The 24250-nt window shown below is 69.9% G+C and carries 24 protein-coding genes; 4 read left to right on the top strand and 20 right to left on the bottom strand.

Annotation, left to right across the window (positions count from 1 at the left end):
• Positions 1–73: 73 nt before the first annotated feature.
• Genes ASE20_RS21265 through ASE20_RS21255 form a run of 3 tightly spaced genes read right to left on the bottom strand, consistent with a single transcriptional unit; the run spans position 74 to position 4604 of the window.
• Entirely contained in the window at positions 74–1210 is a 1137-nt protein-coding gene (locus ASE20_RS21265; protein WP_056896588.1) for a CaiB/BaiF CoA transferase family protein, read from the bottom strand.
• Entirely contained in the window at positions 1207–3000 is a 1794-nt protein-coding gene (locus ASE20_RS21260; RefSeq protein WP_056896879.1) for an AMP-dependent synthetase/ligase, read from the bottom strand. The genes ASE20_RS21265 and ASE20_RS21260 overlap by 4 nt, the downstream gene beginning before the upstream one ends.
• Positions 3001–3023: 23 nt before the next feature.
• Positions 3024–4604, bottom strand: a complete 1581-nt coding sequence (locus ASE20_RS21255; protein ID WP_056896587.1) for an aldehyde dehydrogenase family protein — start codon at positions 4602–4604, stop codon at positions 3024–3026.
• A gap of 143 nt (positions 4605–4747) precedes the next feature.
• Between ASE20_RS21255 and ASE20_RS21250 the strand changes: the two genes are divergently transcribed.
• Complete coding sequence (locus ASE20_RS21250; protein ID WP_082612751.1) at positions 4748–5428, top strand: TetR/AcrR family transcriptional regulator; 681 nt, start codon at positions 4748–4750, stop codon at positions 5426–5428.
• Positions 5429–5500: 72 nt separating this feature from the next.
• Here ASE20_RS21250 and ASE20_RS21245 read toward each other — a convergent pair whose 3' ends face one another.
• From ASE20_RS21245 to ASE20_RS21170, 16 genes are all read right to left on the bottom strand, one after another.
• Positions 5501–6688, bottom strand: coding sequence for an NAD(P)/FAD-dependent oxidoreductase (locus ASE20_RS21245; protein WP_056896586.1), 1188 nt, complete (start codon positions 6686–6688; stop codon positions 5501–5503).
• Positions 6689–6693: 5 nt separating this feature from the next.
• On the bottom strand, positions 6694–6888 hold the full coding sequence (locus ASE20_RS21240) for a ferredoxin (RefSeq protein WP_056896585.1): 195 nt from the start codon (positions 6886–6888) through the stop codon (positions 6694–6696).
• A 29-nt stretch (positions 6889–6917) separates the two neighbouring features.
• Positions 6918–8168 carry a cytochrome P450 gene (locus ASE20_RS21235; RefSeq protein WP_056896584.1) on the bottom strand — a complete coding sequence of 417 codons (1251 nt, stop codon included), beginning with the start codon at positions 8166–8168 and terminating at the stop codon, positions 6918–6920.
• Positions 8169–8273: 105 nt separating this feature from the next.
• A complete protein-coding gene (locus ASE20_RS21230) occupies positions 8274–8681 on the bottom strand; it encodes an SCP2 sterol-binding domain-containing protein (protein ID WP_056896583.1) in 408 nt (135 codons plus the stop codon).
• Between the two features lie 72 nt (positions 8682–8753).
• Entirely contained in the window at positions 8754–9332 is a 579-nt protein-coding gene (locus ASE20_RS21225) for a hypothetical protein (RefSeq protein ID WP_157538330.1), read from the bottom strand.
• A complete protein-coding gene (locus ASE20_RS21220) occupies positions 9329–9823 on the bottom strand; it encodes a hypothetical protein (protein ID WP_056896581.1) in 495 nt (164 codons plus the stop codon). The genes ASE20_RS21225 and ASE20_RS21220 overlap by 4 nt, the downstream gene beginning before the upstream one ends.
• Positions 9820–11142, bottom strand: coding sequence for an MCE family protein (locus tag ASE20_RS21215; RefSeq protein WP_056896580.1), 1323 nt, complete (start codon positions 11140–11142; stop codon positions 9820–9822). Before ASE20_RS21215 ends, ASE20_RS21220 begins: the two co-directional genes overlap by 4 nt.
• Complete coding sequence (locus tag ASE20_RS21210) at positions 11142–12428, bottom strand: MCE family protein (protein WP_056896579.1); 1287 nt, start codon at positions 12426–12428, stop codon at positions 11142–11144. The genes ASE20_RS21215 and ASE20_RS21210 overlap by 1 nt, the downstream gene beginning before the upstream one ends.
• 1 nt (position 12429) lies before the next feature.
• On the bottom strand, positions 12430–13650 hold the full coding sequence (locus ASE20_RS21205; protein WP_056896578.1) for an MCE family protein: 1221 nt from the start codon (positions 13648–13650) through the stop codon (positions 12430–12432).
• Positions 13650–14675, bottom strand: coding sequence for an MCE family protein (locus tag ASE20_RS21200; protein WP_056896577.1), 1026 nt, complete (start codon positions 14673–14675; stop codon positions 13650–13652). Before ASE20_RS21200 ends, ASE20_RS21205 begins: the two co-directional genes overlap by 1 nt.
• Positions 14672–15706 (bottom strand): MCE family protein, encoded by a 1035-nt coding sequence (locus tag ASE20_RS21195; protein ID WP_056896576.1) that lies wholly within the window; start codon positions 15704–15706, stop codon positions 14672–14674. Before ASE20_RS21195 ends, ASE20_RS21200 begins: the two co-directional genes overlap by 4 nt.
• Positions 15703–16956, bottom strand: coding sequence for an MCE family protein (locus ASE20_RS21190; protein WP_056896575.1), 1254 nt, complete (start codon positions 16954–16956; stop codon positions 15703–15705). Before ASE20_RS21190 ends, ASE20_RS21195 begins: the two co-directional genes overlap by 4 nt.
• Before the next feature lie 7 nt (positions 16957–16963).
• Complete coding sequence (locus ASE20_RS21185) at positions 16964–17839, bottom strand: ABC transporter permease (protein WP_056896878.1); 876 nt, start codon at positions 17837–17839, stop codon at positions 16964–16966.
• A gap of 16 nt (positions 17840–17855) precedes the next feature.
• Positions 17856–18641 carry an MlaE family ABC transporter permease gene (locus ASE20_RS21180; RefSeq protein ID WP_056896574.1) on the bottom strand — a complete coding sequence of 262 codons (786 nt, stop codon included), beginning with the start codon at positions 18639–18641 and terminating at the stop codon, positions 17856–17858.
• A 143-nt stretch (positions 18642–18784) separates the two neighbouring features.
• On the bottom strand, positions 18785–19951 hold the full coding sequence (locus tag ASE20_RS21175; RefSeq protein ID WP_056896573.1) for an acyl-CoA dehydrogenase family protein: 1167 nt from the start codon (positions 19949–19951) through the stop codon (positions 18785–18787).
• A 16-nt stretch (positions 19952–19967) separates the two neighbouring features.
• Positions 19968–20753, bottom strand: coding sequence for an enoyl-CoA hydratase/isomerase family protein (locus ASE20_RS21170; protein WP_056896572.1), 786 nt, complete (start codon positions 20751–20753; stop codon positions 19968–19970).
• Between the two features lie 131 nt (positions 20754–20884).
• On the opposite strand from ASE20_RS21170, the gene ASE20_RS21165 reads away from it, so the two are divergent.
• Positions 20885–22012, top strand: coding sequence for an acyl-CoA dehydrogenase family protein (locus ASE20_RS21165; protein WP_200952908.1), 1128 nt, complete (start codon positions 20885–20887; stop codon positions 22010–22012).
• 113 nt (positions 22013–22125) lie between these two features.
• Here ASE20_RS21165 and ASE20_RS21160 read toward each other — a convergent pair whose 3' ends face one another.
• Positions 22126–22923, bottom strand: coding sequence for an enoyl-CoA hydratase/isomerase family protein (locus ASE20_RS21160; protein ID WP_056896571.1), 798 nt, complete (start codon positions 22921–22923; stop codon positions 22126–22128).
• A 48-nt stretch (positions 22924–22971) separates the two neighbouring features.
• On the opposite strand from ASE20_RS21160, the gene ASE20_RS21155 reads away from it, so the two are divergent.
• Both ASE20_RS21155 and ASE20_RS21150 read left to right on the top strand, forming a co-directional pair.
• Positions 22972–23442, top strand: a complete 471-nt coding sequence (locus tag ASE20_RS21155) for a PaaI family thioesterase (protein ID WP_056896570.1) — start codon at positions 22972–22974, stop codon at positions 23440–23442.
• A gap of 2 nt (positions 23443–23444) precedes the next feature.
• Positions 23445–24245, top strand: coding sequence for an alpha/beta fold hydrolase (locus tag ASE20_RS21150; RefSeq protein WP_225868960.1), 801 nt, complete (start codon positions 23445–23447; stop codon positions 24243–24245).
• Positions 24246–24250 lie beyond the last annotated feature (5 nt).

Below are 24250 nucleotides of genomic sequence, written 5' to 3'. Positions count from 1 at the left end.
CAGCACGCCGAAAGGGGCGTTGCCGCACGGCAGGTGAGCAGCAACGCCCCGGTTCGGGGTACGACGGAACAGCTCAGGCCTGGACGGCCACTCCGTCGTCGATGAGGCCCGCGACGTCCTCGACGCCCCACGCGGTGAGGACGTCGCGGGTGTCCTGGCCGATGGCCGGCGGGGCGTCCGGGAGTGCGGACGACGTACGGCTGAACCGCGGCGCGGGGGCCGGCTGGACGACACCGCCGACCTCGACGAAGGTCTCCCGCTTGGCGAGGTGCGGGTGCTCGGCGGCCTCGCGGAGCGAGAGGACGGGCGCCACGCAGGCGTCGGTGCCCTCGAAGACCTCGGCCCACTCGTCGCGGGTACGCGACGCGAACGCCGCCTCCAACGCAGAACGGATCCCGGGCCACCGGGCGGGGTCGGACCGGTCGGCGACGGCCGGGTCCAGCTCGAGCAGGCGCACCAGCTCGTCGTAGAACTGCGGCTCCAGCGCCCCGACGGCCATCCACTGTCCGTCGGAGGTGGCGTAGGTGTCGTACCAGGGCATGCCGCCGTCGAGCATGTTGGCGCCGCGGCGGTCCCGCCACAGGCCCGTCGCGAGCATGCCGTGCAGCAAACCGGTCAGCGAGCTGGCGCCATCGACGATCGCGGCGTCGACGACCTGGCCGCGGCCCGAGCGGGCGGCCTCCCAGCACGCGGCGAGCACGCCGGTGACGAGGAACATCGAGCCGCCCCCGAAGTCGCCGACGAGGTTGACGGGTGGGATCGGCGGGCCGTCGGCACGGCCCATCGCGTGCAGCGCCCCGGTGACGGCGATGTAGCCGATGTCATGGCCGGCCGCGGCCGCCAGCGGTCCCTCCTGGCCCCAGCCGGTCATCCGGCCGTAGACCAGGCGCGGGTTGGCCGCCCAGCAGTCCTCGGGACCGAGACCGAGGCGCTCGGTGACGCCGGGCCGGAACCCCTCGAGCAGTACGTCGGCCTGCGCCACCAGCTGCAGCACGGCGCGCACGCCCCGCGGGTCCCGCAGGTCGAGCACGACCGAGCGGCGGTTGCGCCGCAGCACGTCCTGCTCAGGCGGGACGGAGCTGCCCTGGCGGCCGGGCCGCTCGACCCGGACGACCTCGGCACCCATGTCGGCGAGCAGCATCGCGGCGTACGGGCCGGGCCCGATGCCTGCCAGCTCGACGACCTTCAGCCCGGAGAGGGGTCCGGTCACGCGTACATCCCCTCGATCTCGTCGGCGTACTTCACGTGGATCACGCGGCGCTTGAGCTTCGCCGTCGGCGTGAGCTCGTCGGTGTCCGGGAGCCAGGCCGACCCGAGGACCGTGAACTTCTTGATCTGCTCGTTGCCGTGGAGCCGCTTGTTGGCGCGGTCGACGATCCCCTCGACCTCGGCGAGCAGCACCGGCGAGGCGACGAGCTCCTCGAGCGAGAGGCCCTCCAGGCCGAGGTTCTTGGCGTGGACCGGCGCGGCCTCGGGGTCGAGCGTGATCAGCGCGGTGACGTAGCTGCGGGCGTCGCCGATGGCGACGACCTGGCCGACCAGCGAGCTCTCGCCGCGGACGGCGGACTCGATGTTGGCGGGCGACATGTTCTTGCCCGCCGAGGTGATGATGATCTCCTTCTTGCGGTCGACGATCTTGATGAAGCCGTGCTCGTCGATCGTCGCGATGTCACCGGTGTGCAGCCAGCCGTCGGCGTCGAGTGCCTCGGCGGTCGCCTCGGGCTGCTTGCGGTAGCCGGAGAAGTTCAGCTCGGCGCGGCACAGCAGCTCGCCGTCCTCGGCCAGCTTGACCTCGACGCCGGGCAGCGGCTTGCCCGCCGTACCGGTCTTGTAGTCCTCGACCCGGTTGAAGACGTTGAGCGAGCCCTCGGTGAGGCCGTAGGCCTCGAGCATCGGGACGCCGACCGCGCGGAAGAACTGGGACAGCTCCGGGCTCGACGGGGCGCCGCCGACGAAGGCGGCCTTGATGTTGTCGAGGCCCAGCCGTGCGAGCAGGGGCGTGATCCGGTCGAGGATCGCGTCGTGGCGCTCGACGAGCGCCGCGGCCTCGTCGGCCGGTACGCCGCTGCCAGCCTCGACCGCGCGGACCCGCTCGAGCCCGAGGTCGACGACCTCCTGGAGCGCGACGCGCTGCTCGTCGGGCTGGCCGGCGATCATCGCCTCGATGGCGACCTGGAGCTTCTCCCACAGCCGCGGCACGGAGAAGAAGGCGTCGGGCCGGCTGGTGGCCAGCGCGACCGGAACCTCCTTCATGTCGGGACACGCGGTGATCGTGGCGCCGTACCCCAGCGACATGTAGTGGGCCGTGATCCGGCCACCGGCGTGGGCCATCGGCAGGAACGAGATGATCCCGTCCACGGGCAGCGGCAGCGCCGCGTCGAGCGCGCGCTGCTCGGCCATCACCGTGCGGTGCGACCACTGCGCGCCCTTGGGCGGCCCGGTGGTGCCGGAGGTGTAGATCAGGGTGACCAGGTCGTCCGGGGTGACCGCACGCCAGGCCGCGTCGAAGTCGAAGGACGCGTCGGCACCGGCCTCGACCGCCGCGAGGCTGGTGGTGCCCTCGGCCTCGCCGTCGACGACGATCACCGTCTCGATCTGGCCGTCCAGCTGGGAGGCGGCCTCGAGCACCTTGGGCAGGAAGGCCTGCTCGGTGACGACGAAGCGCGCGTCGGCGTTCGAGAGCTGGTGGGCGATCTGCTCGGCAGGCGAGCTGTTGAAGATCGCGAAGGGGATCGCCCCGAGGTGCACGGCCGCGAAGTCGACCTGGTGGCACTCGGGGGTGTTGGGCAGCAGCATGGCGATCGTGTCGCCCTTGCCGAGCCCGGCAGCGGCGAGCCCGGCCGCGATGCTGCGCACCCGCGCGTCGAGCTCGGACCAGGTGAGGCTCACGCTGCCGTCGATGTTGCGCAGGGCGACCTTGTCACCGTGCTGCGCGACGGTTCGCTGGAAGGCCTCGGGCACGGTACCGGCCGAGAGCGGGGTGGGAGGTGCGTCGTTCATCGTCAGGGTCTCCTGGTCGGGGTTCACTTCGCGGGCCGGCCGAGCCGGCGACGCCAGTCGTGCATGCCGAGCAGCCGGAGCGCCTTGTCGGTCAGCGCGGCCTTCTTCGACGTGTTCGGGTACCAGTGGATCTCGCTCTTGAGATGCACCTTCTCGCTCACGAAGGCCTGCTGGCGGCAGTACTTCCGGATGCCGTTGGCCCCGCCGAAGCGGTGGCCGAGTCCCGAGGACTTCCAGCCGCCCATCGGCAGCGGGAACTGGAAGACGTTCGTCATCGCGTTGTTGATGTTCATGCCGCCGGTCTCCACCTGGCGACCCACGCGCAGGCCCCGCTCGGGGTCGGTCGTCCACACGCTCCCCGCGAGGCCGTACGGCGAGTCGTTGGCCAGGCGCACGGCCTCGCCCTCGTCCTCGACCTTCATCACGGGCAGGAGCGGACCGAAGGTCTCCTCGGTCATCGCCAGCATGGTGTGGTCGACGTCGACGAGCACGGTGGGCGGGTAGAACAGCCCGTCGGTACGACGCTCGCCCCCGGTCAGCACCGTGGCCCCCTTGGCGACGGCGTCGGCGACGTGGCGCTCGACGATGGCCATCTGGTTCTCGTTGGCCATCGCGCCGTAGTCCGCCTCGAAGGCGCCCTGGGCGTCGTGGCCGACCCGCAGCTCGCCGACCGCCTTGACGAGACGGCTGACGAACTCGTCGTGGATCGGCGCCTCGACGTACACCCGCTCGATGGCGATGCAGGACTGGCCGGCGTTGAACAGCCCGCCCCACACCGCTCCCTGGACGGCGCGGTCCAGGTCGGCGTCGGAGAGGACGACCATGGCGTCCTTGCCCCCGAGCTCGAGGCTGGCGGGGATCAGCCGCTCGGCGCAGCGGATGCCGATCCGGCGGCCGGTCGCCGTGGACCCGGTGAACTGGACCATGTCGACCTGGTCGACGACGGCAGCCCCGGTCTCGCCGAGCCCGGTCGCGATGCCGAGGACCGGCGGGGCGCCGATCTCCTCCCAGCCGCGGACCGCCTCGGCCCACGCGAGCGGGGTGACCTCGGACGGCTTGGTCAGGACGGCGGCGCCGGCCATCAGCGCACCGGGCACGTCCATCATCGGCATGGCGAGCGGGTAGTTCCAGGGCGTGATGACGCCGACCAGCTGGTGCGGGCGGCGGATCAGCCGGAGCTTCTTGGTGATCGCGGAGACGTTGTGCGGCGACGGCCGCTCGTCGGCGAGGAACTTCGCCGCGTTCTTCGCGTAGTAGTTGATGACCTCGACCGCGACGAGCAGCTCGATCTGGGCGTCTCCCCAGCTCTTGCCGGCCTCGCGGTGGACCAGGCCGAGGATCCGCTCCTTGTTGTCGACGAGCCAGTCGAGCCACGCGAGCAGGTGCTTCTTGCGCCCCTCGGGACCGAGCGCCTCCCACGCGGGCTGCGCCGCCCGGAGCCGGGCGGCGAGCTCGGCGACGTCGCCGGCGGACATGTCCGGGACGGTCCCGACGACGGTGTCGTTCGCGGGGTTGCGGACCTCGACGGGGGCGGCCGCCGTCGGCTCGGCGGCGCGCGCCTTCCGCGCCTTCGGGATCGACGAGGTGTCGGGAGAAGCACTCATGGTCCGAGGTTATGAGAATCTGCGTCTCAATACAAGGGAATCAGAACGCCGGTGCTGTTGTTTTGAGATCCGGTACGTCGGTAATGTGCTCCCTGAGACGGGTGGCCGTGCGGCGACCCGCCACCCATCCCAGGGAGCCAGCCATGACCGCAGAACCGACCCCGAAGGCGCCTCGCCCCCGCGGACGGCCGCGCCTGGACATCGACCCCGATGCGGTCGCCGACGCCGTTGCGGAGCTCTTCGCCGAGGGGGGCCTCGAGGCGGTCTCCATCCTCGACACCGCCGAGAAGCTCTCGGTCAGCCGCGCGACGCTCTACCGGACGGTGCCCACCAAGGAGCACCTGATCGGCATCCTGTTCGAGCGCAGCACCGGCGAGCTCACCGAGAACGCCAAGACCCTCGTCAAGGAGATCGACGACGTCGAGGAGCGCCTGCTCGCGCTGGTCCGTCTCCAGGTCGACGCCGCGATCCGGATGCGCCGCTACATGCCGGTCTTCTTCGGAGGCGGCGACCTGCCGCCCGAGGTCTTCGAGCGCTGGCACAAGTGGAGCCGCGACTACGAGAAGATCTGGGTCGACGTCGTCAAGCAGAACATCGACGCGGGCCTGCTCAACCAGGCCGACCCGGTGATCGTCGCCCGCCTGCTCCTCGGCTCCTGCATCTGGGTCTCGCGCTGGTACCGCCCCAAGGAGAAGTTCAGCCCCGAGGAGATCACCGAGGTCGCCGTCGACCTGGTGCGCTCGCTCCAGGCCCCGAAGGCCAAGGCTCCCGCAAGGAAGGCGGCCGCGGCGAAGAAGGTGACCGCGAAGAAGCCCGCCAAGTAGCAACCGCAGGGACGACGAAGGACCTGCCGGCACCGCCGGCAGGTCCTTCGTCCCGTTCGCTCGGGACACGCCCTACGGCGCCACGAGCTGTCGCTGGTAGCCGATGATGCTGCGGTTCATGTTGAACGCGATCGCACCGACCAGCTCGCCGTCACGCCGACCCTCGGCCAGCAGCGACGGCTTCTCGACGTCCTCCTCGACGATCGTCCAGCTGTCGGCGGCGCGCAGGAAGCCGGCCGACTTGATCTTCACGTTGTACTGGTCCGACCAGAACGTCGGGACCGACGCCATGGCCGCCATCTCGGCGCGCTCCCCCACCGGCAGCAGCAGGTTGCGAGCGGCCAGGTCGGCCATGTCACGCGCGTTCGACCAGTGCTCGATGCAGACCGCGCCCTCGCCGTGGTGGTGCGGCCAGGCCGCGATGTCACCGGCGGCGACGATGCCGGCGACCGGCTGGCCATCCGCGTCGAGGACCGTGCAGGTGGCGTCGCACACGACGACGTCGCGGTCCATCGACAGGCCGGCGTCGGCGAACCACTCCGAGTTCGGGACCGAGCCCACCGCGACCAGCACGACGGAGGCCTCGAGCAGCTCGCCGTCCTCGAGGCGTACGCCGGTCACCCGGTCCTCGCCCTCGAAGCCCGCGACACCGCGACCGAGACGGAACCGCACGCCCTGCGCCTCGTGGAGCCGGGCGGCGCGCGCACCGACCTCGGGTCCCATGACGGGCATCGGGTGCTCCGACACGTCGACCACGGTGACGTCGACACCCTCCTTGCGCAGGGTGGCCGCGACCTCGCAGCCGATGAAGCCGGCGCCGACGATGACCACCTTCGCGCCGGGACCGATGGAGGAGCGGAACGCCGCCGTGTCGGCCAGGTCGCGCAGGGTGTGCACGCCCGAGGACGGCATCTCGCCGGGCCAGGGACGGGCCCGGCGACCGGTGGCGATCAGCAGGCCGTCGTAGCCCACCTCGGTGCCGTCGTCGAGGACGACCACCCGGCGCTCGCGGTCCAGCCGCTCGGCCCGCCGGCCGAGCACCCACGACACGTCGGGAGCATCGCCCGGCAGGGCGCACTGCTCCTCCGTGTAGGTGCCGGCGAGCAGCTGCTTGGACAGGGGCGGTCGGTCGTAGGGCAGGTGCTCCTCGTCGGAGACGATGGTGACCCGCCCGTCGTACCCGGCGTCGCGCAGGCTCTGCGCGAACCGGAAGCCGGCGAGGCCGCCGCCGACGACGACCACGTCCTGCAGCTCGGACACGGTCGTCAGCCCTCGATGCGGATGGCGGCGACGGGGCACATCTTGGCCGCCTGGACGACGGTGGCGCGGTGCTCCTCCCCCGGCTCGGCGTCGAGGACCTGGACGACCTCGTCGTCCTCCCCGATGTCGAAGAAGTCGGGCGCGACGACGACGCAGTCGCCGTGCACCTCGCAGAGGTTGGTGTCGACGGTGATCTTCATGGCGTGCTCCTGGTGGATCCGGGCCGACCTCAGGCCGGGGTGATGGTGACGGGCAGCTCGTAGACGCCGCGGGAGTAGGCGTCGCGCACGTAGCTGATGGGACCTGCCGGCTCGATGCTCGAGGTCCGCTGGAAGAGCTCCTCGAAGAGGATCTTCATCTCGAGCGAGGCGACGTGCTGACCCAGGCACTTGTGCGGGCCGCGGCCGAAGCTGACGTGCGGGTTCTCGATCCGGTCGGGCTGGAACACCTCGGGCCGGTCGAAGGCGCGCTCGTCGAAGTTGCCGGCGGCGAACAGCATGGCGACGATGTCGCCCTCCTTGACCTGCTTGCCGTGCAGCTCGTGGTCGCGGGTCGCCGTCCGCACCAGGTGGGTGAACGGCGACGCAATCCGGACCATCTCCTGGATCAACGTGTTCGGGATGTTGTCCTTGCGCTCGCGCACCCAGGCCATCGCCTCCGGGTTGCGCATCAGCTCGTGCATCCCGTGCGACATGGCCGTGCGGGTGCTCTCCGCGGCGCCGCTGGCCAGCAGTGCGACGTTGCCCATGATCTCCTCGGGCGACATGAGCGGGTCGCCGCCCTCGCCGGAGGCGACCAGGCGGGACATCACGTCGTCGGCCGGGTTCGCGCGCTTCAGCTCGGCGAGCTCCTCGGAGTAGACCATCAGGTTGCCGATGGCCTCCATGACCTCGTCGAAGGATGCGGTGATCCGGGTGTCGAACGGTGCCGCGAACTTGTCGACCCAACCGAAGAACTTGGCGCGGTCCTCCTGCGGTACGCCGAGCACGTCACCCAGCGCCTCCATCGGCATGTTGTGCGCGATGGTGTGCACGAAGTTGAACGTGCCCTTCTCGAGCGCGTCGTCGACGACGTCCTTGGCGTACTGGCGGAACTTGCCCTCCAGCTTGCGCACGAAGCCCGGCGTGAAGCCCTTGGCCAGCACCTGGCGCTGGGCACGGTGCCGCTCGCCGTCGGTGGTCAGCATGGCCGGCATGCCGCCGTTCTTCGGGTCGATCGGGACGACCTGCCAGATGTTCACGTAGCCACGGTCGGCCGCGTAGAGCTCGGTGTTGCGGTCGACCTCCCAGATGTCCTCGTTCCGGCTGACCACCCAGGCCCGGTCGATGAGCATCGGGTCGTCGAACTCCTGGAGGTAGCAGGGCTCCTCGTCACGGAGGTGGCGGTACTGCTCCAGGGGCAGACCGAAGGTCGTCGGGTCGCCCTCGGCGTAGGTGTCGTAGTCGAAGATCTTGATCTCCGGCGCCGTCGTGGTGGTCATGATCGCTCCTGGTGGAAGAGGGCCTGGGATTTCTTAGCCGCCGTGTCTCAAATATACGGTGGGTCGCCGAAGTGCGTCAACGACCGCTCGCCGAATTTTGAGACGTCAGGCCTCGCGACCGATGGAGGTGAGGTGCTCCCGGTACAGGCCGTAGGCGGGCTGGAGCGCGGGCACGAGGCCCATCAGCTTCGCGACGCCGCCGCTGACCTTGATCTTGCGGCGGGCCAGGGCCACCGGCAGGTTGAGCTGGCCGAGCCAGAACTTGTGGCCGTCCTCGGCCGACATGGTCAGGTCGACCTCAGCCTCACGCCCGTCGGCGTCCGCGCCGACGTACAGGACCGGAGGGTCGACGGTGGCGTCGAGCAGGAAGACGCCGTCGGGGTCCTCGTGCACCACCCGGAAGGAGGTGTGGGCGGAGGAGAACTTCTTGCCGACCACCGGGTCGGTCGTCAGGCTCTGCATGAACGGGGTGAAGACTTCGTACATCTCGTCGGACGAGGTGAACACGGCCATGGCGGATTCCTTTCGAGGGGTGGGTACGACGCCCGGCGCCGCGGGCGCGGCGTCGAGTGGTCGGGAGGAGGGTCAGACGGGGTCGAGGGCGGTGATCAGCCAGTCGCCGTCGACCTTCTGGCCGGTCACGACCAGGCGACTGCCCTGGGTCCGCGGCTGGTCGAGCTCGGAGCTCCGGGTGGTCACGTTGACGAAGAACAGGATCTTGACCTCGTCCGACGACGACGAGACGACGCCCGAGGCACTGATCCGCGCCTCGGTGACGACCTTGGCCCTGGTGGCCGCGGGACCGATCTTGTCGTTGACGAGGGCCTGGTACTGGTCGGCGAAGGAACCACCGAGCCACGTGCTCTCGGTCGCGAGCTCGTCGTCGAGCCGGCGGTAGTCGTAGGTCAGCAGCTGCTCGACGTGGCCGGCGAGGACCTTCCGGGCCTGGGGACCGGCATCGGCGTCCACGTCGTGGCCGCGGTTGACGACGAAGAGCGCCACGGCGAGCACCGCGAGCACTGCCGGGAGAGCCCAACGCCCGCGTCCACCGCGCACCCACGACGGTGCTTCGGCGCTGGGCCGTCGGACCCGTACGTCGAGCGAGCCAGCCGAACCGCCCGCCTCCACCAGCTCGTCGCTGGGTGCTTCGTCGGTCGCGTTCATGCCACGAACTCCATCCCCGTGATCAGCCAATCGTCGCCCGATCCCTCGAGCGACACCTTCATCCGGTAGTCACGCTGGGTGGGCTTCGTCGCCTTGCCCGTCGTGACGTCGACCGTGGTGGCGACCAGGACGTCGGCCTTGCGCCCGTCGTACGCCGACACGGCGACCGACTTCAGCTTGCCGCTCGCCCGGATCTTGTCGTTGGCGACCACGTCGGCGAAGGTCTGGGAGAACCCGTCGAACTGGCGCTTGAAGTCCCCACTGAGCCGCTTGCCCATCGCCGCGACCTTCGCGTCGATGGTGTCGGTGTCGAGCGTGGTCAGGTCGAGCACCTGGTCGGTCGCGACCTCGACGGCCGCATTCCGGGCGTGATCGTCACCGCGGTGGTCGCGCCACACCACGCCCTGCCAGACCAGCCCGGCACCGGCCAGGACGGTCAGCACGAGCAGCAGCGCGACGGAGGAGCCGGGCTTCTTGCCTGCGAGGTTCATGGCGTCACCAATCCGGTCAGGAGTTCCTGCCAGCCGTCGGCCGACGGCGTGGCGCCACTCAGGAGGAAGGAGTCGAGCCCGAGGTCGACGGATCCGCTGGTCGCGTCCGTCGAGCCGGCCGCGTCGGCGTTCGTGCGCCGGCCTCCGAAGTCCAGGCCGCACGCCGCCGCCGTGGCGCCGGTCCCACCGTTGGGGCACGGGTGGTTGCGGGCGCCGCGAGGCGCGAGGACGCTGTCCGCCGAGACCTTGCACCAGGACGTGGTCGAGGGCGCCCGCGCGCTCAGGTCGGCGGGGTTGCGCATCTTGTTGGCGTTCTCGAAGCCCTGGGTGCAGGTCGGAGGGTCGAAGCTCAGCTTGAACCACAGGTTCGCCTGGGAACGGTCGGGGCCGCGCTGGTTGACCGGGATCGACGACGTGACCGCGGCGAGGACGGCCGGTGTGACGATCAGGACGTGCTCGATGCCGTCCTTGTAGACCTTGAGCACCTCGCCGAGGTCGGCCAGGTCGGAGATCACACCCGGCGCGACGCCGGTGATGTCGACCGCGAACTCGCTGATCGTCTCCATCGCCGGACCCGTGCCCTCGAGGAGGGCCTTCAGGTCACCGTTGCTCGCCGCCAGCTCCGTGGTGAACGAGTCCAGGCTGTCGGCGTAGGAACGGATGGAGGAATCCAGGTCGGCCTGGGTGCCGAGCACCGGCTTCGAGTCCTCGATGAGCTTGATCGTCTGGGGCAGGTTCCGCTGGGCCTCGGACTGGAAGACCTGGCTGGCGTCGATGAAGGTGCCCAGCTCGTCGCCGGCGCCCTGGAGAGCGAGCCCGAGCTCGTCCACGACCGTGTCCAGGTCATCCTCCGGGATCGACCGGAGCAGGCCGTCGACGGACGTCAGCAGCTTGTCGGTCGTCGTGGGGATGACCGTGGCGGCCACCGGGACGGTGTCGCCGTCGGCGTAGGTCGCGCCGTCCGAGGCGTTCGCGGCAGGCACGAAGTTCACGTACTGCTCGCCGATCACCGACGAGCTGCGGACCTCGACGACCGAGTCCTTCGGCAGCTCGGTGCCGTTGTCGATCTGGAGCCTGGCGACGACGCCGCCACCCTTGGCGAGCTCGACGTCGGTGACCTTGCCGACCTCGACACCGCGGTAGGTGACCATCGCCTGCGGGTAGATGCCCCCGGCGCCGGCGAGCTCGACCTCGAGGTCGTAGCGGCCGATGCCGACCTGCTGCGGCAGCCGGACGTAGTAGAGGGCCGTGACGAGCAGCGCGACCACGGTGATCGCGATGAACACGCCGAGCTTGACCTTGGTGACCTTGGACAGCATCAGCGACCACCTCCCAGGAGACCGTTGAGAAGGCTGGACAGCACGTCCTTGCCGCCCGGGGACGGCGTCGGGGTGCCGTTGCCCGACGTCCCGGAGGAACCCGAGCTCCTGGCGTCCTTGCCGGACGAGGCGCTACCCGTGAGGTCGGGCAGGACCCCCTCGACCGTGCCGAGCAGTCCGTCCAGCGGGTCCTCGGCGAGCGGGTCGGAGGCGTCCGCCGCCGGCCCCGTGGGCGAGCCACCCAGCAGCGCGGGGAGCAGTCCGTCCAGCGGCGTGCCCCCCAGCCAGTGGTTGGTGAGGTCCTGGGCGCTGACCTCGATCTCGGTGATGAGGTTCATGTAGTCGCCGTAGATGACGTTGCCGGCGTCGCGCATGTTGAACGGGTAGGTCACGCCGTCGACGCTCTTCGCGAGCTTGTCGCCGTGGTCGGCCAGCGTCTTGGTGATCCGGCGCAGGTGGGCGAGGTTCTCCTGGAAGGCGACCTTGGTGTCGCCGATGACCTCGTGCGCGGTGGTGCCGAAGCCCGCGACGGCGCGTAGCGCGCGGACCAGCTCGGCCCGCTCGTCCTCGAGGACCTGGAGCCCCTCCGGGATCTCCTGCAGGATCCGGGTGACCTTGCCCTTGTCGCCGGTGACGGCCTTCGACAGGCGGTTCATCTGGGTCAGGACCGACGCGATGTTGTCGCGTTGGCCGTCGAGCCGATCGGTGAAGGTGCTGACCGTGCGCATGAACGACTTGATGTCGTCGGTGCGGCCGCCGAGGGCCGCGTTCAGCTCCTTGGCGATCGTCTGGATCTGCGGGAGGCCGCCGCCGTTGAGCAGCATCGACGCGGCGGTGAGCACCTCCTCGGTCTCCGGGTAGCGCCGTGTGCGGTCGAGCGCGATGACGTCGCCCGTGGCGAGCACGTCCGTGGCACCCTGGCCGTCGCGGGTCGCCGGGTCCTTGAGCTCGAGGTACTCCGCACCGAGGAGGCTCTTCTGGGCGACGGACGCGACCACGTCGGCCGGGACGTGGCTGCCCTCCTCGAGACCGATGGTCAGGGTCGCGACCCAATCCTCCAGCTCGATCTTGCGGACCGATCCGATGGTCACCTCGTCGTACTTGACCTCGGAGTTGGGGACGAGGTTCGCGGCGTTCTCGAGCTGGACGGTGATCGTCAGGCTGTCGTCTCCGCGCCCCTTGGTGAAGGGCAGGGACACCGAGTTGATGCCGGTCCAGCTGCAGCCGCTGAGCCCCACCATCAGGGCCAGGCATCCCAGCGCCGCTCGCACAGTGCGCTTGGTCATCTCACAGTCCCCCCAGCAGCTGCGTGACCAGGTCGGCCTGGTCCGTCTGCTTCGTGGTCTTCGGCGTGGTCGTCGGGCTCTTCGTGTCGGGGCTCCCCGGTTCGATCACGCCGCCGGCTCCTCCACCGTTGTTGGTGACGCCGCCGATCCCGACGGGCGGAGCGTTGAGCGCGAAGTACTTCAGGAGCGGGGTCAGGGCGTTCTGGCAGTCGGTCGGGTTCCCACCGGCCGCGAGCAGTGCTCCGCAGACGATCTGCGCCGGTGCCTGGAGGTTGTTGATCGCCAGCGCACCGGTGATCAGGTTCCCGTTCTCGCCGCGCGGGTCGAGGATGTTGTAGAAGTTCGAGAGCGCCGTCGGCGCGACCTGGAGCAGGTCGGCGATCTTCTGGCGGTCGTCCGACAACAGGGACGTCGTGGTCCGCAGCTCCTTGAGGGTGTCGACCGTCAGGTCCTTGTTCCTCGCGAGGAACGAGTCCAGGGACCTGAAGGCCTTCTGCAGGCCGTCGAGCGCCCCGGAGAGGGACTTGCGGTCCACCTCGAGGATCGCGGCGACCTGGGCGAGCTTGATGTTGAAGGCCCGGACCTGCGCGTCGCTGTCCTTGATCGCAGCGACGAAGACCTGCAGGTTCCGCACCGTCGCGAACAGGTCGCCACTGTTGTCGGCCAGGGTGCTCATGGCCTCGGACACGTTCTCGAGAGTGTCGTTCATCGTCTGGCCGTTGCCGTCGAGGAAGCCGGCCGCCGAGCTGATCAGCTCGCTCGTCGCCCCCTTGTCGTTGCTCCCCCTGGGACCGAGCGCGGTCGAGAGCTGGACCAGCTGGTCCTTGATGTCGTCCCACTCGACCGGGATCGCGGTGCGCGACATCGGGATCTCGGCGCCGTTCTCGAGCCTGGGGCCGTCCGAACCCACCGGACCGAGGACGATCGACCGCACCGACACCAGCGAGGGCGCCACGACGGCAGCCTTCACGTCAGCGGGCACCGGGTAGTCGTCGTCGATCTCGAACTCGACCTTGACCCGGTCCTTCTCGGGGGTCACGGAGGTGACCGTGCCGATCGGCACCCCGAGGGCGGTGACGTCGTCGCCGACGTAGATGCCCTTGAACTGGGCGAAGTACGCCGTGACCCTGGTCGAGCCCCCGTCGACGAACATGAACCCGCCGAGGGTCACGACGACGAGGAGCGCGAGGGCGATCTTGACCGCCCGATTGCCGAGTCCCATCAGAACCCTCCCTGGTTGCCCTGCAGGATGCCCGCGAGGCCGCCGGTGACGAGGTCCTCCGGCGAGCCGACGTTGGCCAGGTAGGCCTGGAAGAACGGACCTCCGGCGACCGACTCGCCCAAGGACCGGGCGTAGGCACCGGTGTTGCCGATCGCGAAGTCGAGCGTGCTGCGGTAGTCGCCGAGCAGGCGGGCCGCCTGCCGGAGCTCCGTGAGCGCGGGCCTGAGCGAGACCTTGTTGTCCTTGACGAAGCCGGACAGCTGGGCGCTGACCGTCTCGACGCTCTGCAGCAGCTCGCCGATCACCTTGCGCCGCGACTCGAGCTCGGTGAAGAGCAGCGAGCCGTTGGTGAAGATCGACGTGATGTCCTTGTTGCGGTCGGCCAGCACGTCGGAGAGACCGCTGGCCTCCTGCAGGAGCGTGGCCAGCTCCGAGTCGCGCGAGCTGAGGGTCTTGGACAGCTCGCTGACGCCGGTGAGCGCGGAGCGGAACTCCTTGGGCGTTGCCGACAGCACCTTGCTGACCGAGTCGAAGGACGCGGCGAGCCGGTCGGTGTCGATCTTCGAGGTGCTGGTCGTCAGCTCCCCGAGCTCCTCGTTGACGGCGAAGCCGGCGTCGGTCCGCTCCAGCGGGATCATGTCCGAGTCGCCCTTGCCACCGGGCTCGATGGCGAGGAACTTGCTGCCCAGCGCGTTGTCGCTCTTGACGGTCGCGCGCGTCTGGTCGCCGACCTCCACCTCGGAGAGCCGGAAGCTCACCTCCACGTGGTCGTCGACCAGCTTGACGGACTTCACCTCGCCGACCTTGATGCCGGCCACCCGGACCTCGTCACCGCCCCGGATCCCGCCGGCCTCGCTGAGCTCGGCGGTGTACGACGTGTGCCCGACCAGGTCGAGCACCTTGCCGATGTTGAGCGCGACGGCGAGGAGGGCGATCGTGAGGGCGAGACCGACGATGCCGATGAGCCCGAGATCCATCTCGGAGAACGCGGTACGCGGCGCCTTGAGCTGCTTCTTGCGCTTCACTTCTGGATCCCCCCGCATCGTCCGGTGTCGTCCTTGACCCACGGCGAGTAGACGTCGAGGTCCTCGCCCGGCAGGTCGATCTTGAGCTTCACGCCGCAGAGGTAGAAGTTGAAGAAGGACCCGTAGGAGCCGAGGCGCGCGATCTTCGACCCGACCACCGGGTACTGGTCGAGCGCGTCGCGGATGTCGTCGGTGTTGTTGTTGATGTGACCCGCGAGCACGCCGATCTGGTCGATGTTGGCCTTGAGGTCGGGCCGGATGCGGGCCAGCAGGTCCGCGGTGTCCTGTGCCGCGACGTTGATCGAGGCGAGCGACGAACCGATGGTCCTCCGGTCCTCCGCGTAGCCCTTCATGAGGCCCGAGAGACCCGTGACCAGCTGGTCCAGGTCACCGCGGTGGTCGTTGAGCAACGCGAGGGCCTCGGAGAGGTTCGTGATCGTCTCGCCGATCAGGTCGTCCCGCTCGGCGAGGCGCGAGGTGAACGACCCGACGTTGGCGAGCATGGACTGCACCGCACCGGCCTCGCCCTGGGTCACGCTGATGACGTTCTTGGCGAGCTCGTTGACCTGGTCGGCGTCGAGCGCCCGCATCAACGGGTCGAAGCCCTGGAAGAACTGGTCGAGGTCGAGCGCGGGTTGGGTACGACCCACCGGGATCGTGTCGCCGGGAGCGAGCGCGCCGGCGCCCTTGCTCCCCGGCGTGAGATCGAGGTAGCGGTCACCGGTGAGGTTGGCGTACCGGATACGCGCCTGGGTGCTGTCGGTCAGCGACACCGTCTTCGCCACGGTGAACGACACCCGTGCGGTGCCGTCGTCGGCCAGCTCGATGTCCTTGACCGTGCCCACGGCGACCCCGTTGCCGCGGACGTCGCTGCCGGTCGTGAGGCCGGAGGCATCGGTGAAGAGCGCGCTGTACTCGTCGCTGGGCTGGATCCGCACCTTGGCGAACACGATGCCGACCATCGCGATGAGGAAGCCCATCGTGAGCACGAAGGTCAGGACCTGGACGAGCGGTCCTCTGGAGATCCTCACTGTCCGCTCCCCTCTGCGCCGCCCCCGAGGAGGTTGCCGAGCGCGTCGTACCCGAACCAGTCGTGGACGAGGTCGCCGTAGAACTCCACCGGGTCCTCGGCCAGGCCGACCGGCTTGTCGGTGTTCGCGTCCTCGTAGACGTCCTTGGTGCCGTCGTCGAAGTTGACGTGGGCGACCGTCGGATCCTGTGCGGTGCCGCTGCGGTAGCAGGTCGGCTTGATGCCGCTGACCAGCTTGGGCCTGTTCTCCTCGAGCGTGTAGGGCTCCATGCCCGGCAGGAAGCCGGTCTTGGCGTAGAAGTAGTGCTCGTCCTTCTCCGGGTTGCCGAAGAACTTCGAGAACACCCGCACGTGCTCGTTGAGGCCGTCGATGATGCAGCCGACGTTCTGGCTGTAGCCGGCGACCAGGCGGGTGACGGGCAGCCACTGCCGGTTGAAGGAGGCCAACGGTCCGTGCAGTGCTCGGAGCAGGCGGCTGGCGGACTCCGCACCCTTGACGGTGCCGCGCAGCGCGGACTCGAGATCGCCCTGCTGCTGGGTCAGCGTCCCGGACGTGACCGCGAAGTTGTCACCGGTGTCGATGAGCTTCGGGGCCGCGTCGGCGTAGGTGTCCAGCACGGTGGGTGCCGTCGCGAGGTCGTCCTCGAGGGTGCCCAGGTGCGGGTCGAGCGCCTTGAGGTAGGTGTCCCAGTCGCTGAAGAACTGGCCGAACTTCTCGCCGCGCCCGTCCAGCGCCGTGGCTGCGGCGTTGAGCGAGGAGTTGAGGGAGACCGGGTCGACGGCGGTCAGCACGTCGATGCCGTGCTGGAAGACGTCGTTGGCCTCGACCGTGACGCCGTCGGTGGTGATGACCGCACCGGCCTCGATCGTGGCACCGGCGCTGCCGCCGTCGGCGGACCTGAGGTCGACGAACTTCGACCCGAAGGCGGTCGTGGCGCGCAGCGAGGCCACCACGTCGGCGGGGATCAGGTCGGCCTTGTCGGCGTCGAGGGCGATCTCGATCCGGACCTTGCCGTCGGCGGTCGGCTCGGTGCTGCGCACCTCGCCCACCGGGACGCCCGACATGCGGACGCGTGCGCCCTCGTCGAGGAGGAGCCCGGCGCGGTCCGACTCGACCGTCACCATGACGACGTCGGCGAAGGCGCGCTGGTAGGTGGCGATCAGCAGGCCGCAGATCGTGACGATGATGGCCAGCCCCACGGCGCCCAGGATCTGGGTGTGGTGGCGGGCGTGCTCGGTGCGTGTGCTCATGGCCGCCTCACCCGGTGATGTTCAGGCTGTGCGACGTGCCGTAGAGCGCGAAGCTCAGCAGCATGTCGGCGAACAGGATGGCGATCAGGGACAGTCGGACGGCGCTGCCGACGGCCTGGCCGACACCGGCCGGGCCGCCCTTGGCCGTGTAGCCGTAGTAACAGCAGACCGCCATGATCACGACGGCCATGCACATCACCTTGACGAAGGACAGCACGATGTCGCCGGGAATCAGGAAGGTGTTGAAGTAGTGCTGGTAGGCACCGCTCGACTGCCCGAAGCCCAACGTGACGACCAGTCGGGTCGCAGCGAAGGACGCGAGCAGCGACACGGCGTACAGCGGGATGATCGAGATCAGTCCCGCCACGATCCGGGTGCTCACCAGGTAGGGGATCGAGCGGATCGACATCACCTCGAGCGCGTCGATCTCCTCGCTCACCCGCATGGCGCCGAGCTGGGCCGTGAAGCCCGCACCGACCGTTGCGGTCAGGGCGATTCCGGCCAGGGCGGGGGCCGCGAGCCGCGTGTTGATGTAGGCCGAGATGAACCCGCTCAACGCCTCGACGCCGATGTTGCTGAGCTGCGAGTAGCCCTGGAGGCCGAGCTCGATGCCGGCGAAGGCCGTCAGGAAGGAGACGACCACCACGGTGCCGCCGATGAGCGCGATCGCACCACTGCCGAAGGCGACGGTCGAGATCAGGCGCAGCACCTCCCGGCGGTACCGGGTCAGCGCGAACGGGATGCCCTGCAGCGCGGCGAGGTAGAACCGGAACTGCTCGCCGCTGTGGAGCAGCGTCCGGCTGGGCAGCGTGACGACCTTCTTGATCGAGGCGAGCTGCTGCTGCCGGATCTGCGCCGCGAGCGCGGCGCGATCCTCGGACATGGTCGGGGCGCTCATGTCACCCTCCCAGCTGAAGGTAGACGGTGGTGACGGTGGAGTTGATGACCAGCAGCACCATCAGGGTCAGCACGACGGTCTGGTTGACGGCCTCGCCGACGCCCTTCGGACCACCCTTGGCGTTCATGCCGAGGTGGCAGGCGACCAGCGCTGCGGCGACGCCGAAGAGTGCCGTCTTGATGATGGCCGTGACGAACGACCCGAAGCCGGTCACCAGGGTCAGGTTGGAGACGAAGAGGCCCGGACTGGCCCCGCCGAGGGTGACGGCGAAGACGTAGGTGCCGATCAGGCCCACGACGCAGACGATGCCGTAGAGGCCGAGCGCGACCACGACGAAGGCGAGGATGCGCGGGGCGACGAGGCGCTGCATCGGGTCGAGCCCGAGGACCTCCATCGCGTCCAGCTCCTCACGGATCTTCCGGGCGCCGAGGTCCGCACACACCGCGGTCGCACCGGCACCCGCGACGACGAGCACGCTGCAGAAGGGCCCGAGCTCCTGGATCACCACCAGGCCGGCGCCGGCCCCGGAGAGGTCGGTGGCACCGATCTCCTGGAGCAGCTGGTTGATGAAGAACTGCACGACGACCGTGAACGGGATGGTCACGAAGATCGCCGGGAGGAACGAGACGCTGGCGATGAAGACCGTCTGCTCGAGGAACTCCCCGACCGCGAAGGGCCGGCGGAACATCGCCCGCAGCGAGTCGCCCGCCAGGGCGAAGAAGCTGCCCAGCGGCGTCAGCTTCGCCCTGATCGGCGAGACCTTCGCCGGAGTGATCGTGGTGGCCATTCCTCATCTCCCCATGCATTTATGCGACTGCTTGGCTCAATACTAAACGACAACATGTGACCCCGGTTACCCCTGGCGAGGACTTTTTTGAGACGAGAGGGTCTTTTTTGTCTCGAAAGGTTGCCGGATCCGGTGCCGGGACGTCAGCGCGCCGGCCGCAGGCCGTACGTCGACGAGATGATGTCGCGCTGGATCTCGTTCGTGCCGGCGTAGATCGTGGCCGGGATGGCCAGTCGCAGGTGCCGCTCCATGTCGAACTCGAGCGTGTAGCCGTAGCCGCCCATCAGCTGGATGCCCTCGAGGGCGACCCGCTTCGCGGTCTCGGTGACCTTGACCTTGGCCATCGAGGTCGCTCGGATCAGCTCCTCGGGCGCGCCCTCGGCCGCCGCGACCCGGCGGGCCGTGTCGTACGTGAGCGCCCGCGAGGCCTCGATCTCGATCGCCAGGTCCGCGATGCGGTGGCGGACGGCCTGGAAGGAGCCGATCGGCGCGCCGAACTGCTCGCGCTGCCTGAGGTAGGCGAGGAGGTCGTCGAACGAGCGCTGGGCCATGCCGAGGCCCTGCGCCGCACAGACGATGCGCTCGCCGTTGAGGCCGGACATGACCTGCTTCCAGGCCCCGCCCTCCTCGCCGACGACCGCGGAGGCCGGCACCTCGAGGTCGGTGAAGAAGAGGTCGTTGACCTCCGCTCCCCCACCCATGGTGCGGATCGGGCGGATCTCCAGGCCGGGCGTCGAGGTGGGGACCTCGAACATGGTCAGCCCGTCATGCGGGCGGTCGCCGCGACCGGTCCGGGCGACGAGAAGGATCTTCGACGCGAACTGCGCGTCGGAGCACCAGGTCTTCTGCCCGGTGATCCGGTAGACGTCGCCGTCGCGGACCGCCTTGCAGGAGACGGCGGCCGCGTCGGAGCCCGCGCCCGGCTCGGAGATGCTGATCGACATCACCTCGCCCGCGCAGATCGCGCCGAGGACGTCCTTCTTCTGCTGCTCGGAGGCGTAGCGCTTGTAGACGCCGGCGACGGTGTGCGACGTACCGGCGCCGTGGACGGGGACCATGCCCCGCCACAGCTCCTCGAACAGGACGACCTGCTCGATGATGCCGCCACCGCTGCCGCCGTACTCCTCCGGGATCGAGACGCCGAGATATCCGGACGCCGCGAGCTTCGCGTAGACCGCGTCGGCGTGCTGCTCGCGGTTGTCGTCGGTCAGTGCAGCGCGCTGCTCGCGCGACCCGCACTCCTTCGCTGCGAACTGACGTACCGCCGCCGCGAACTCTTCCTGCTCCTCGGTGAATCCACGTGCGTTCATGACAGTTCCTCCTGGGTCATCGTCCGGTCCACTGCGGCGGGCGGCGCTCGACGAACGCCGTCATGCCCTCCACGCGGTCCTCGCTGGCGAACGCCAGCTCCATCAGCTTTCGCTCGGTGAGCATCCCGAGCGACAGGGATCCCTCCTCGGCCGCGAGGACGGCGCGCTTCGCGAGCCGGACCGCGATCGGCGGACCGGCCGCGACCTCCTGCGCCAGGGCGAGCGCCTCCTCGCGCCAGGCCGCCGGGTCGACGAGGCGGTTCACGAAGCCGAGGGCGTGCGCCTCGTGCGCCGTGACCGGCCGGCCGGTCAGGACCAGCTCCATCGCGCGGTGCTTGCCGATCGTCCGGGCGAGGCGCTGGGTCCCGCCGCCGCCCGGCATGATCCCGACCTTGATCTCCGCCTGGGAGAAGGTCGCCGTCTCGGCCGCGACGACGAGGTCGCAGGCCAGGGCGAGCTCACAGCCGCCACCCAGGGCAGCGCCGGAGACGGCGGCGACCAGAGGCACCTCGATCTCGGCGAGGCGCATCCAGAACCGGCTCGCCGGCGCCGCCAGCACGTCGTGCAGTGGGCGCTCGCGCATGCCCTTGATGTCGGCACCCGCGACGAAGGCCCGGTCGTGCCCGGCGATCACGACCGCGCCGACCTCCGGGTCGACATCGATCTCGCGGAGCACGGCGAGCAGCTCGTCCATCATCGCGGGCGACAGCGCGTTGAGCTGGTCGGGGCGGTTCAGCTGGACCAGCGCGACCCGTCCGTGACGCTCGACGAGGACGCCGGGCACGCCGTCTGCACTGGACATCGCTTCCCTCCCGGAACCACGTCCGGCGGATCCGGGTGGTCGTACGACTTGTTTATGAACCTGCTTGTCTCAATACTAGGAAGGCGTCGGAGGTGCGTCAACCAGCACCCCCGCCCCACAGGAGGAACGCCATGCTGACCCGTACCGTCTTCGAGCCCGAGCACGAGGCCTTCCGCGCGAACGTGCGCACCTTCCTCGAGGAGGAGGTGGTCCCCGAGTACGCCGACTGGATCACCGAGGGCCGCCCGTCGGCCCGCTTCTGGAAAGGTGTCGGCGCGCTCGGCGTCCTCGGCATCGGCGTCCCCGAGGAGTACGGCGGCACGCCCGGTACCGACTTCCGGCACAGCGTCGTGGTCACCGAGGAGATCCAGCGACTCGGCCTCGCGATCGGCGGGCTCCGCGTGCACACCGACATCTGCGTGCCCTACCTGCTGCACCACGCCTCCGACGAGCAGCGCCGCCAGTGGCTGCCGGGCATGTGCGCGGGCGACGTCGTCGTCGCGCTCGGCCTGTCGGAGCCGGGCGCCGGATCGGACCTCAAGGCGATCGCGACCCGCGCCGAGCGCGACGGCGACCACTACGTCGTCAACGGCGCCAAGACGTTCATCTCCAACGGCGCCTCGGCCGACCTGGTGATCCTCGCGGTGAAGACCGACCCGGCCGCCGGCCGCGACGGCATCAGCCTGCTGCTGGTCGACACCACCACGCCCGGATTCGCCCGCGGCCGCAAGCTGGACAAGCTCGGGCTCGCCGCCCAGGACCTCGCCGAGCTGTCGTTCACCGACATGCGGATCCCCGTCAGCGCCCGGCTCGGAGTGGAGAACGAGGGCTTCCGCTACCTCACCTCGAACCTGGCCCACGAGCGGCTCTCGATCGCCGTCAACTCGCAGGCCGCCGCCGTCGCCGCGCTCGACTGGACGGTCGCCGACATCGCCGGCACCGGCGCCGGCCAGGACACGAAGTTCACCCTCGCCGCCTGCGCCACCGAGGTGGCCGCCGGCCAGGCGTTGGTCGACCAGGCGATCAGCGAGCACGTCGCCGACCGCCTCGGCGTCGCCGACGCCGCTCTGGTCAAGCTGTTCGCGACCGAGCTGCAGGGGCGGGTCGTCGACCAGTGCCTCTCCGTGACCGATCCGGCCACGGCGTACGCCACCGACTCGAGGATCGGCAACGCCTACCTCGACGGCCGGGTCAGCCGGATCTACGCCGGCTCGAGCGAGATCATGAAGGTGATCGTGGGGCAGCAGCTCGGACTCTGAAGCCCGCCGCCGGTGGTTGAGGTGCGAGGCCCTTTGCGGTGGTTGAGGTGCGGCGGGCCCGGAGGTTTCGAGGCGTCCTCGCTGGCGCTCGTCGCACCTCAACCACCGAGAGCTCAGCGGCCGGCGAAGCGTGGGCTGCGGCGCTCCTTGAACGACGCGACACCCTCGAGCAGGTCCTCGCTCGCCAGCGTCTGCTCCTCGAACGCCAGCGCCAGGTCGACGACCTCGTCGGCCCGCTGGCGCGAGACCTGGTTGAGCGCGCGCTTCGTCCCCTGGACCGCGAGCGGCGCGAGCCGGGCCATCCGGCGGGCGATCTCGGTGGCGGCGGGGTGCGCCTCCTCCGGGGTCTCGACGAGGTCGGTGACGACGCCGAGACGCAGTGCAGTGTCGGCGTCCAGCGGGTCGCCGGTCAGCAGGTGGCGGCGGGCGCGGGTCATGCCCATCGCCTGGGGCCAGACCAGGCAGCCGCCGTCACCGGCGACGAGGCCGATCGCGACGTGCGTGTCGGCGAGGACCGCGTTGCGGGAGGCGACGACCGCGTCGCAGAGCATCGCGACGGTCGCACCGAGACCGATGGCCGCCCCCTGGACGGCGACCACGATCGGCTGGGGCAGGGCGAGGAAGGCGTCGAGGAGGTGGCGCGCGTCGCCGATGATCCCCCGGCGTACGTCGGCGTCCTTGTTCGCCGACTCCATCAGCTCGAAGTCGCCGCCGGCGGAGAACGCCCTGCCCGTCGAGGCGAGCACGACGGCCCGGACGGACCGATCGGCAGCGATGTCGCGCAACGCCCGGGTGAGCTCGTGGTGCAGCTCGGGGTCGAAGCGGTTCATCAGCTCGGGCCGCGAGAGCACGATCTCGCAGACCCCGTCGTCGTCGATCGCGAGCTGGAGCGTCTGGTAGCCGTCGGTCATGCCCGCTATTATTGCGACGACTAGGTCCAATAATCAATGGGAGCACGCATGGACACGACGGCCGGGCTGCGCGCCCTCCCCCGCCACGAGGACCCCGACGCGGACTGGGTCGCATGGGCCGACGCCTACCCGACCTTCGTGGGCGCGGGCCTGCGCTGCCTGTCGATGGGCCGCACGCAGGCGTCGTTCGAGTACGTCGGCACCCCCTTCCCGCTCAACCCGAACGGCGCCGTCAACGGCGGCATCGTCGCGCTCGCGGTGGACCAGATCATGGGCGTGATGGGCGCGCGCGTCGCGCCGACGGGGACCATGCCCGTGACCGCCGTCCTGCAGGTGCAGTACCACTCGCCCGCCATCGAGCCGCTCCGCATGGATGCCACCGCGATCCACGCCGGCCGCAACCTGCAGACCATCGAGGTCGTCGTGACGGACGCGCGCGGCCGCCGCTGCAGCACCGCCACCGGCACCATGGCGGTCGGCAACCTCGAGCAGCGGATCGCGCCGGCGGTGCAGTCGTGACGATGGTCGAGGTGGAGCCCGGCGTCCACGTCTTCGCCCAGGACCTCGGCCCGAAGGATGCTCCCGCGGTCGTACTCGTGCCCGGCTTCGGGATGACCCACGAGGCCTGGGACCGCCAGGTCGGCGTCCTCACCGACGCCGGTCACCGCATCGTGGCGATCGACCAGCGCGGCCACGGTCGCTCCGACAAGCCCCTCACCGGGTACGACGTCGCCCGGCTCAGCGACGACCTGCTGGTCGTGCTCGACGCCCTCGCCGTCGAGACGTGCGCACTGGTGGGCTGGTCCTTCGGTGGCCAGGTCTGCTTCCGCACGGCGGCGGCCGCACCCGACCGCGTCGAGCGACTGGTGCTCGTCGGCTCCAACGCGGTCCGGGCCAGCCGCAGCGACGCCTTCCCGTTCGGCGCCCCCGCCGAGCCGACGATCGCGGCGATGGTCGAGCTCGAGCTGCGCGACCGCTTCGCCGCCCGTCGTACGACGATCCGCAGCGGGTTCGGCACCGAGCCCTCGCCCGCGGTCGTCGACTGGATGACGAACCAGTCGCTGCAGATGCCGTCGTGGGCGTCGGTCGCCTGCTACCACTCGATGCTCGGCACCGACCTGGTCGCCGACATCCCGGCAGTGAAGCAGCCGGTCCTGCAGGTCATCGGCGCCGACGACCCGGTGCACTCCGCGAAGGGCGCGCACTGGCTGTCCGAGAGGCTCGCGGACACCCGGCTCGCCGTGATCCCCGACTGCGGGCACTACCCGATGTTCGAGGCGCCGGCCGCCCTCGACCAGCACCTGCTCGACTTCCTCGCCTGAGGCAG

It is taken from the genome of Nocardioides sp. Root240, from assembly GCF_001428825.1.
Lineage (GTDB): Bacteria > Actinomycetota > Actinomycetes > Propionibacteriales > Nocardioidaceae > Nocardioides.
This window is presented reverse-complemented; position numbering and strand designations above follow the sequence as displayed.

Coding starts and splice junctions, on each gene's coding strand:
- ASE20_RS21260 (WP_056896879.1), bottom strand. CDS start 3,000: ATGAACGACGCACCTCCCACCCCGCTCTCGGCCGGTACCGTGCCCGAG.
- ASE20_RS21255 (WP_056896587.1), bottom strand. CDS start 4,604: ATGAGTGCTTCTCCCGACACCTCGTCGATCCCGAAGGCGCGGAAGGCG.
- ASE20_RS21250 (WP_082612751.1), top strand. CDS start 4,748: ATGACCGCAGAACCGACCCCGAAGGCGCCTCGCCCCCGCGGACGGCCG.
- ASE20_RS21240 (WP_056896585.1), bottom strand. CDS start 6,888: ATGAAGATCACCGTCGACACCAACCTCTGCGAGGTGCACGGCGACTGC.
- ASE20_RS21235 (WP_056896584.1), bottom strand. CDS start 8,168: ATGACCACCACGACGGCGCCGGAGATCAAGATCTTCGACTACGACACC.
- ASE20_RS21230 (WP_056896583.1), bottom strand. CDS start 8,681: ATGGCCGTGTTCACCTCGTCCGACGAGATGTACGAAGTCTTCACCCCG.
- ASE20_RS21225 (WP_157538330.1), bottom strand. CDS start 9,332: ATGAACGCGACCGACGAAGCACCCAGCGACGAGCTGGTGGAGGCGGGC.
- ASE20_RS21220 (WP_056896581.1), bottom strand. CDS start 9,823: ATGAACCTCGCAGGCAAGAAGCCCGGCTCCTCCGTCGCGCTGCTGCTC.
- ASE20_RS21215 (WP_056896580.1), bottom strand. CDS start 11,142: ATGCTGTCCAAGGTCACCAAGGTCAAGCTCGGCGTGTTCATCGCGATC.
- ASE20_RS21210 (WP_056896579.1), bottom strand. CDS start 12,428: ATGACCAAGCGCACTGTGCGAGCGGCGCTGGGATGCCTGGCCCTGATG.
- ASE20_RS21205 (WP_056896578.1), bottom strand. CDS start 13,650: ATGGGACTCGGCAATCGGGCGGTCAAGATCGCCCTCGCGCTCCTCGTC.
- ASE20_RS21190 (WP_056896575.1), bottom strand. CDS start 16,956: ATGAGCACACGCACCGAGCACGCCCGCCACCACACCCAGATCCTGGGC.
- ASE20_RS21185 (WP_056896878.1), bottom strand. CDS start 17,839: ATGTCCGAGGATCGCGCCGCGCTCGCGGCGCAGATCCGGCAGCAGCAG.
- ASE20_RS21180 (WP_056896574.1), bottom strand. CDS start 18,641: ATGGCCACCACGATCACTCCGGCGAAGGTCTCGCCGATCAGGGCGAAG.
- ASE20_RS21175 (WP_056896573.1), bottom strand. CDS start 19,951: ATGAACGCACGTGGATTCACCGAGGAGCAGGAAGAGTTCGCGGCGGCG.
- ASE20_RS21170 (WP_056896572.1), bottom strand. CDS start 20,753: ATGTCCAGTGCAGACGGCGTGCCCGGCGTCCTCGTCGAGCGTCACGGA.
- ASE20_RS21165 (WP_200952908.1), top strand. CDS start 20,885: ATGCTGACCCGTACCGTCTTCGAGCCCGAGCACGAGGCCTTCCGCGCG.
- ASE20_RS21160 (WP_056896571.1), bottom strand. CDS start 22,923: ATGACCGACGGCTACCAGACGCTCCAGCTCGCGATCGACGACGACGGG.
- ASE20_RS21155 (WP_056896570.1), top strand. CDS start 22,972: ATGGACACGACGGCCGGGCTGCGCGCCCTCCCCCGCCACGAGGACCCC.
- ASE20_RS21150 (WP_225868960.1), top strand. CDS start 23,445: ATGGTCGAGGTGGAGCCCGGCGTCCACGTCTTCGCCCAGGACCTCGGC.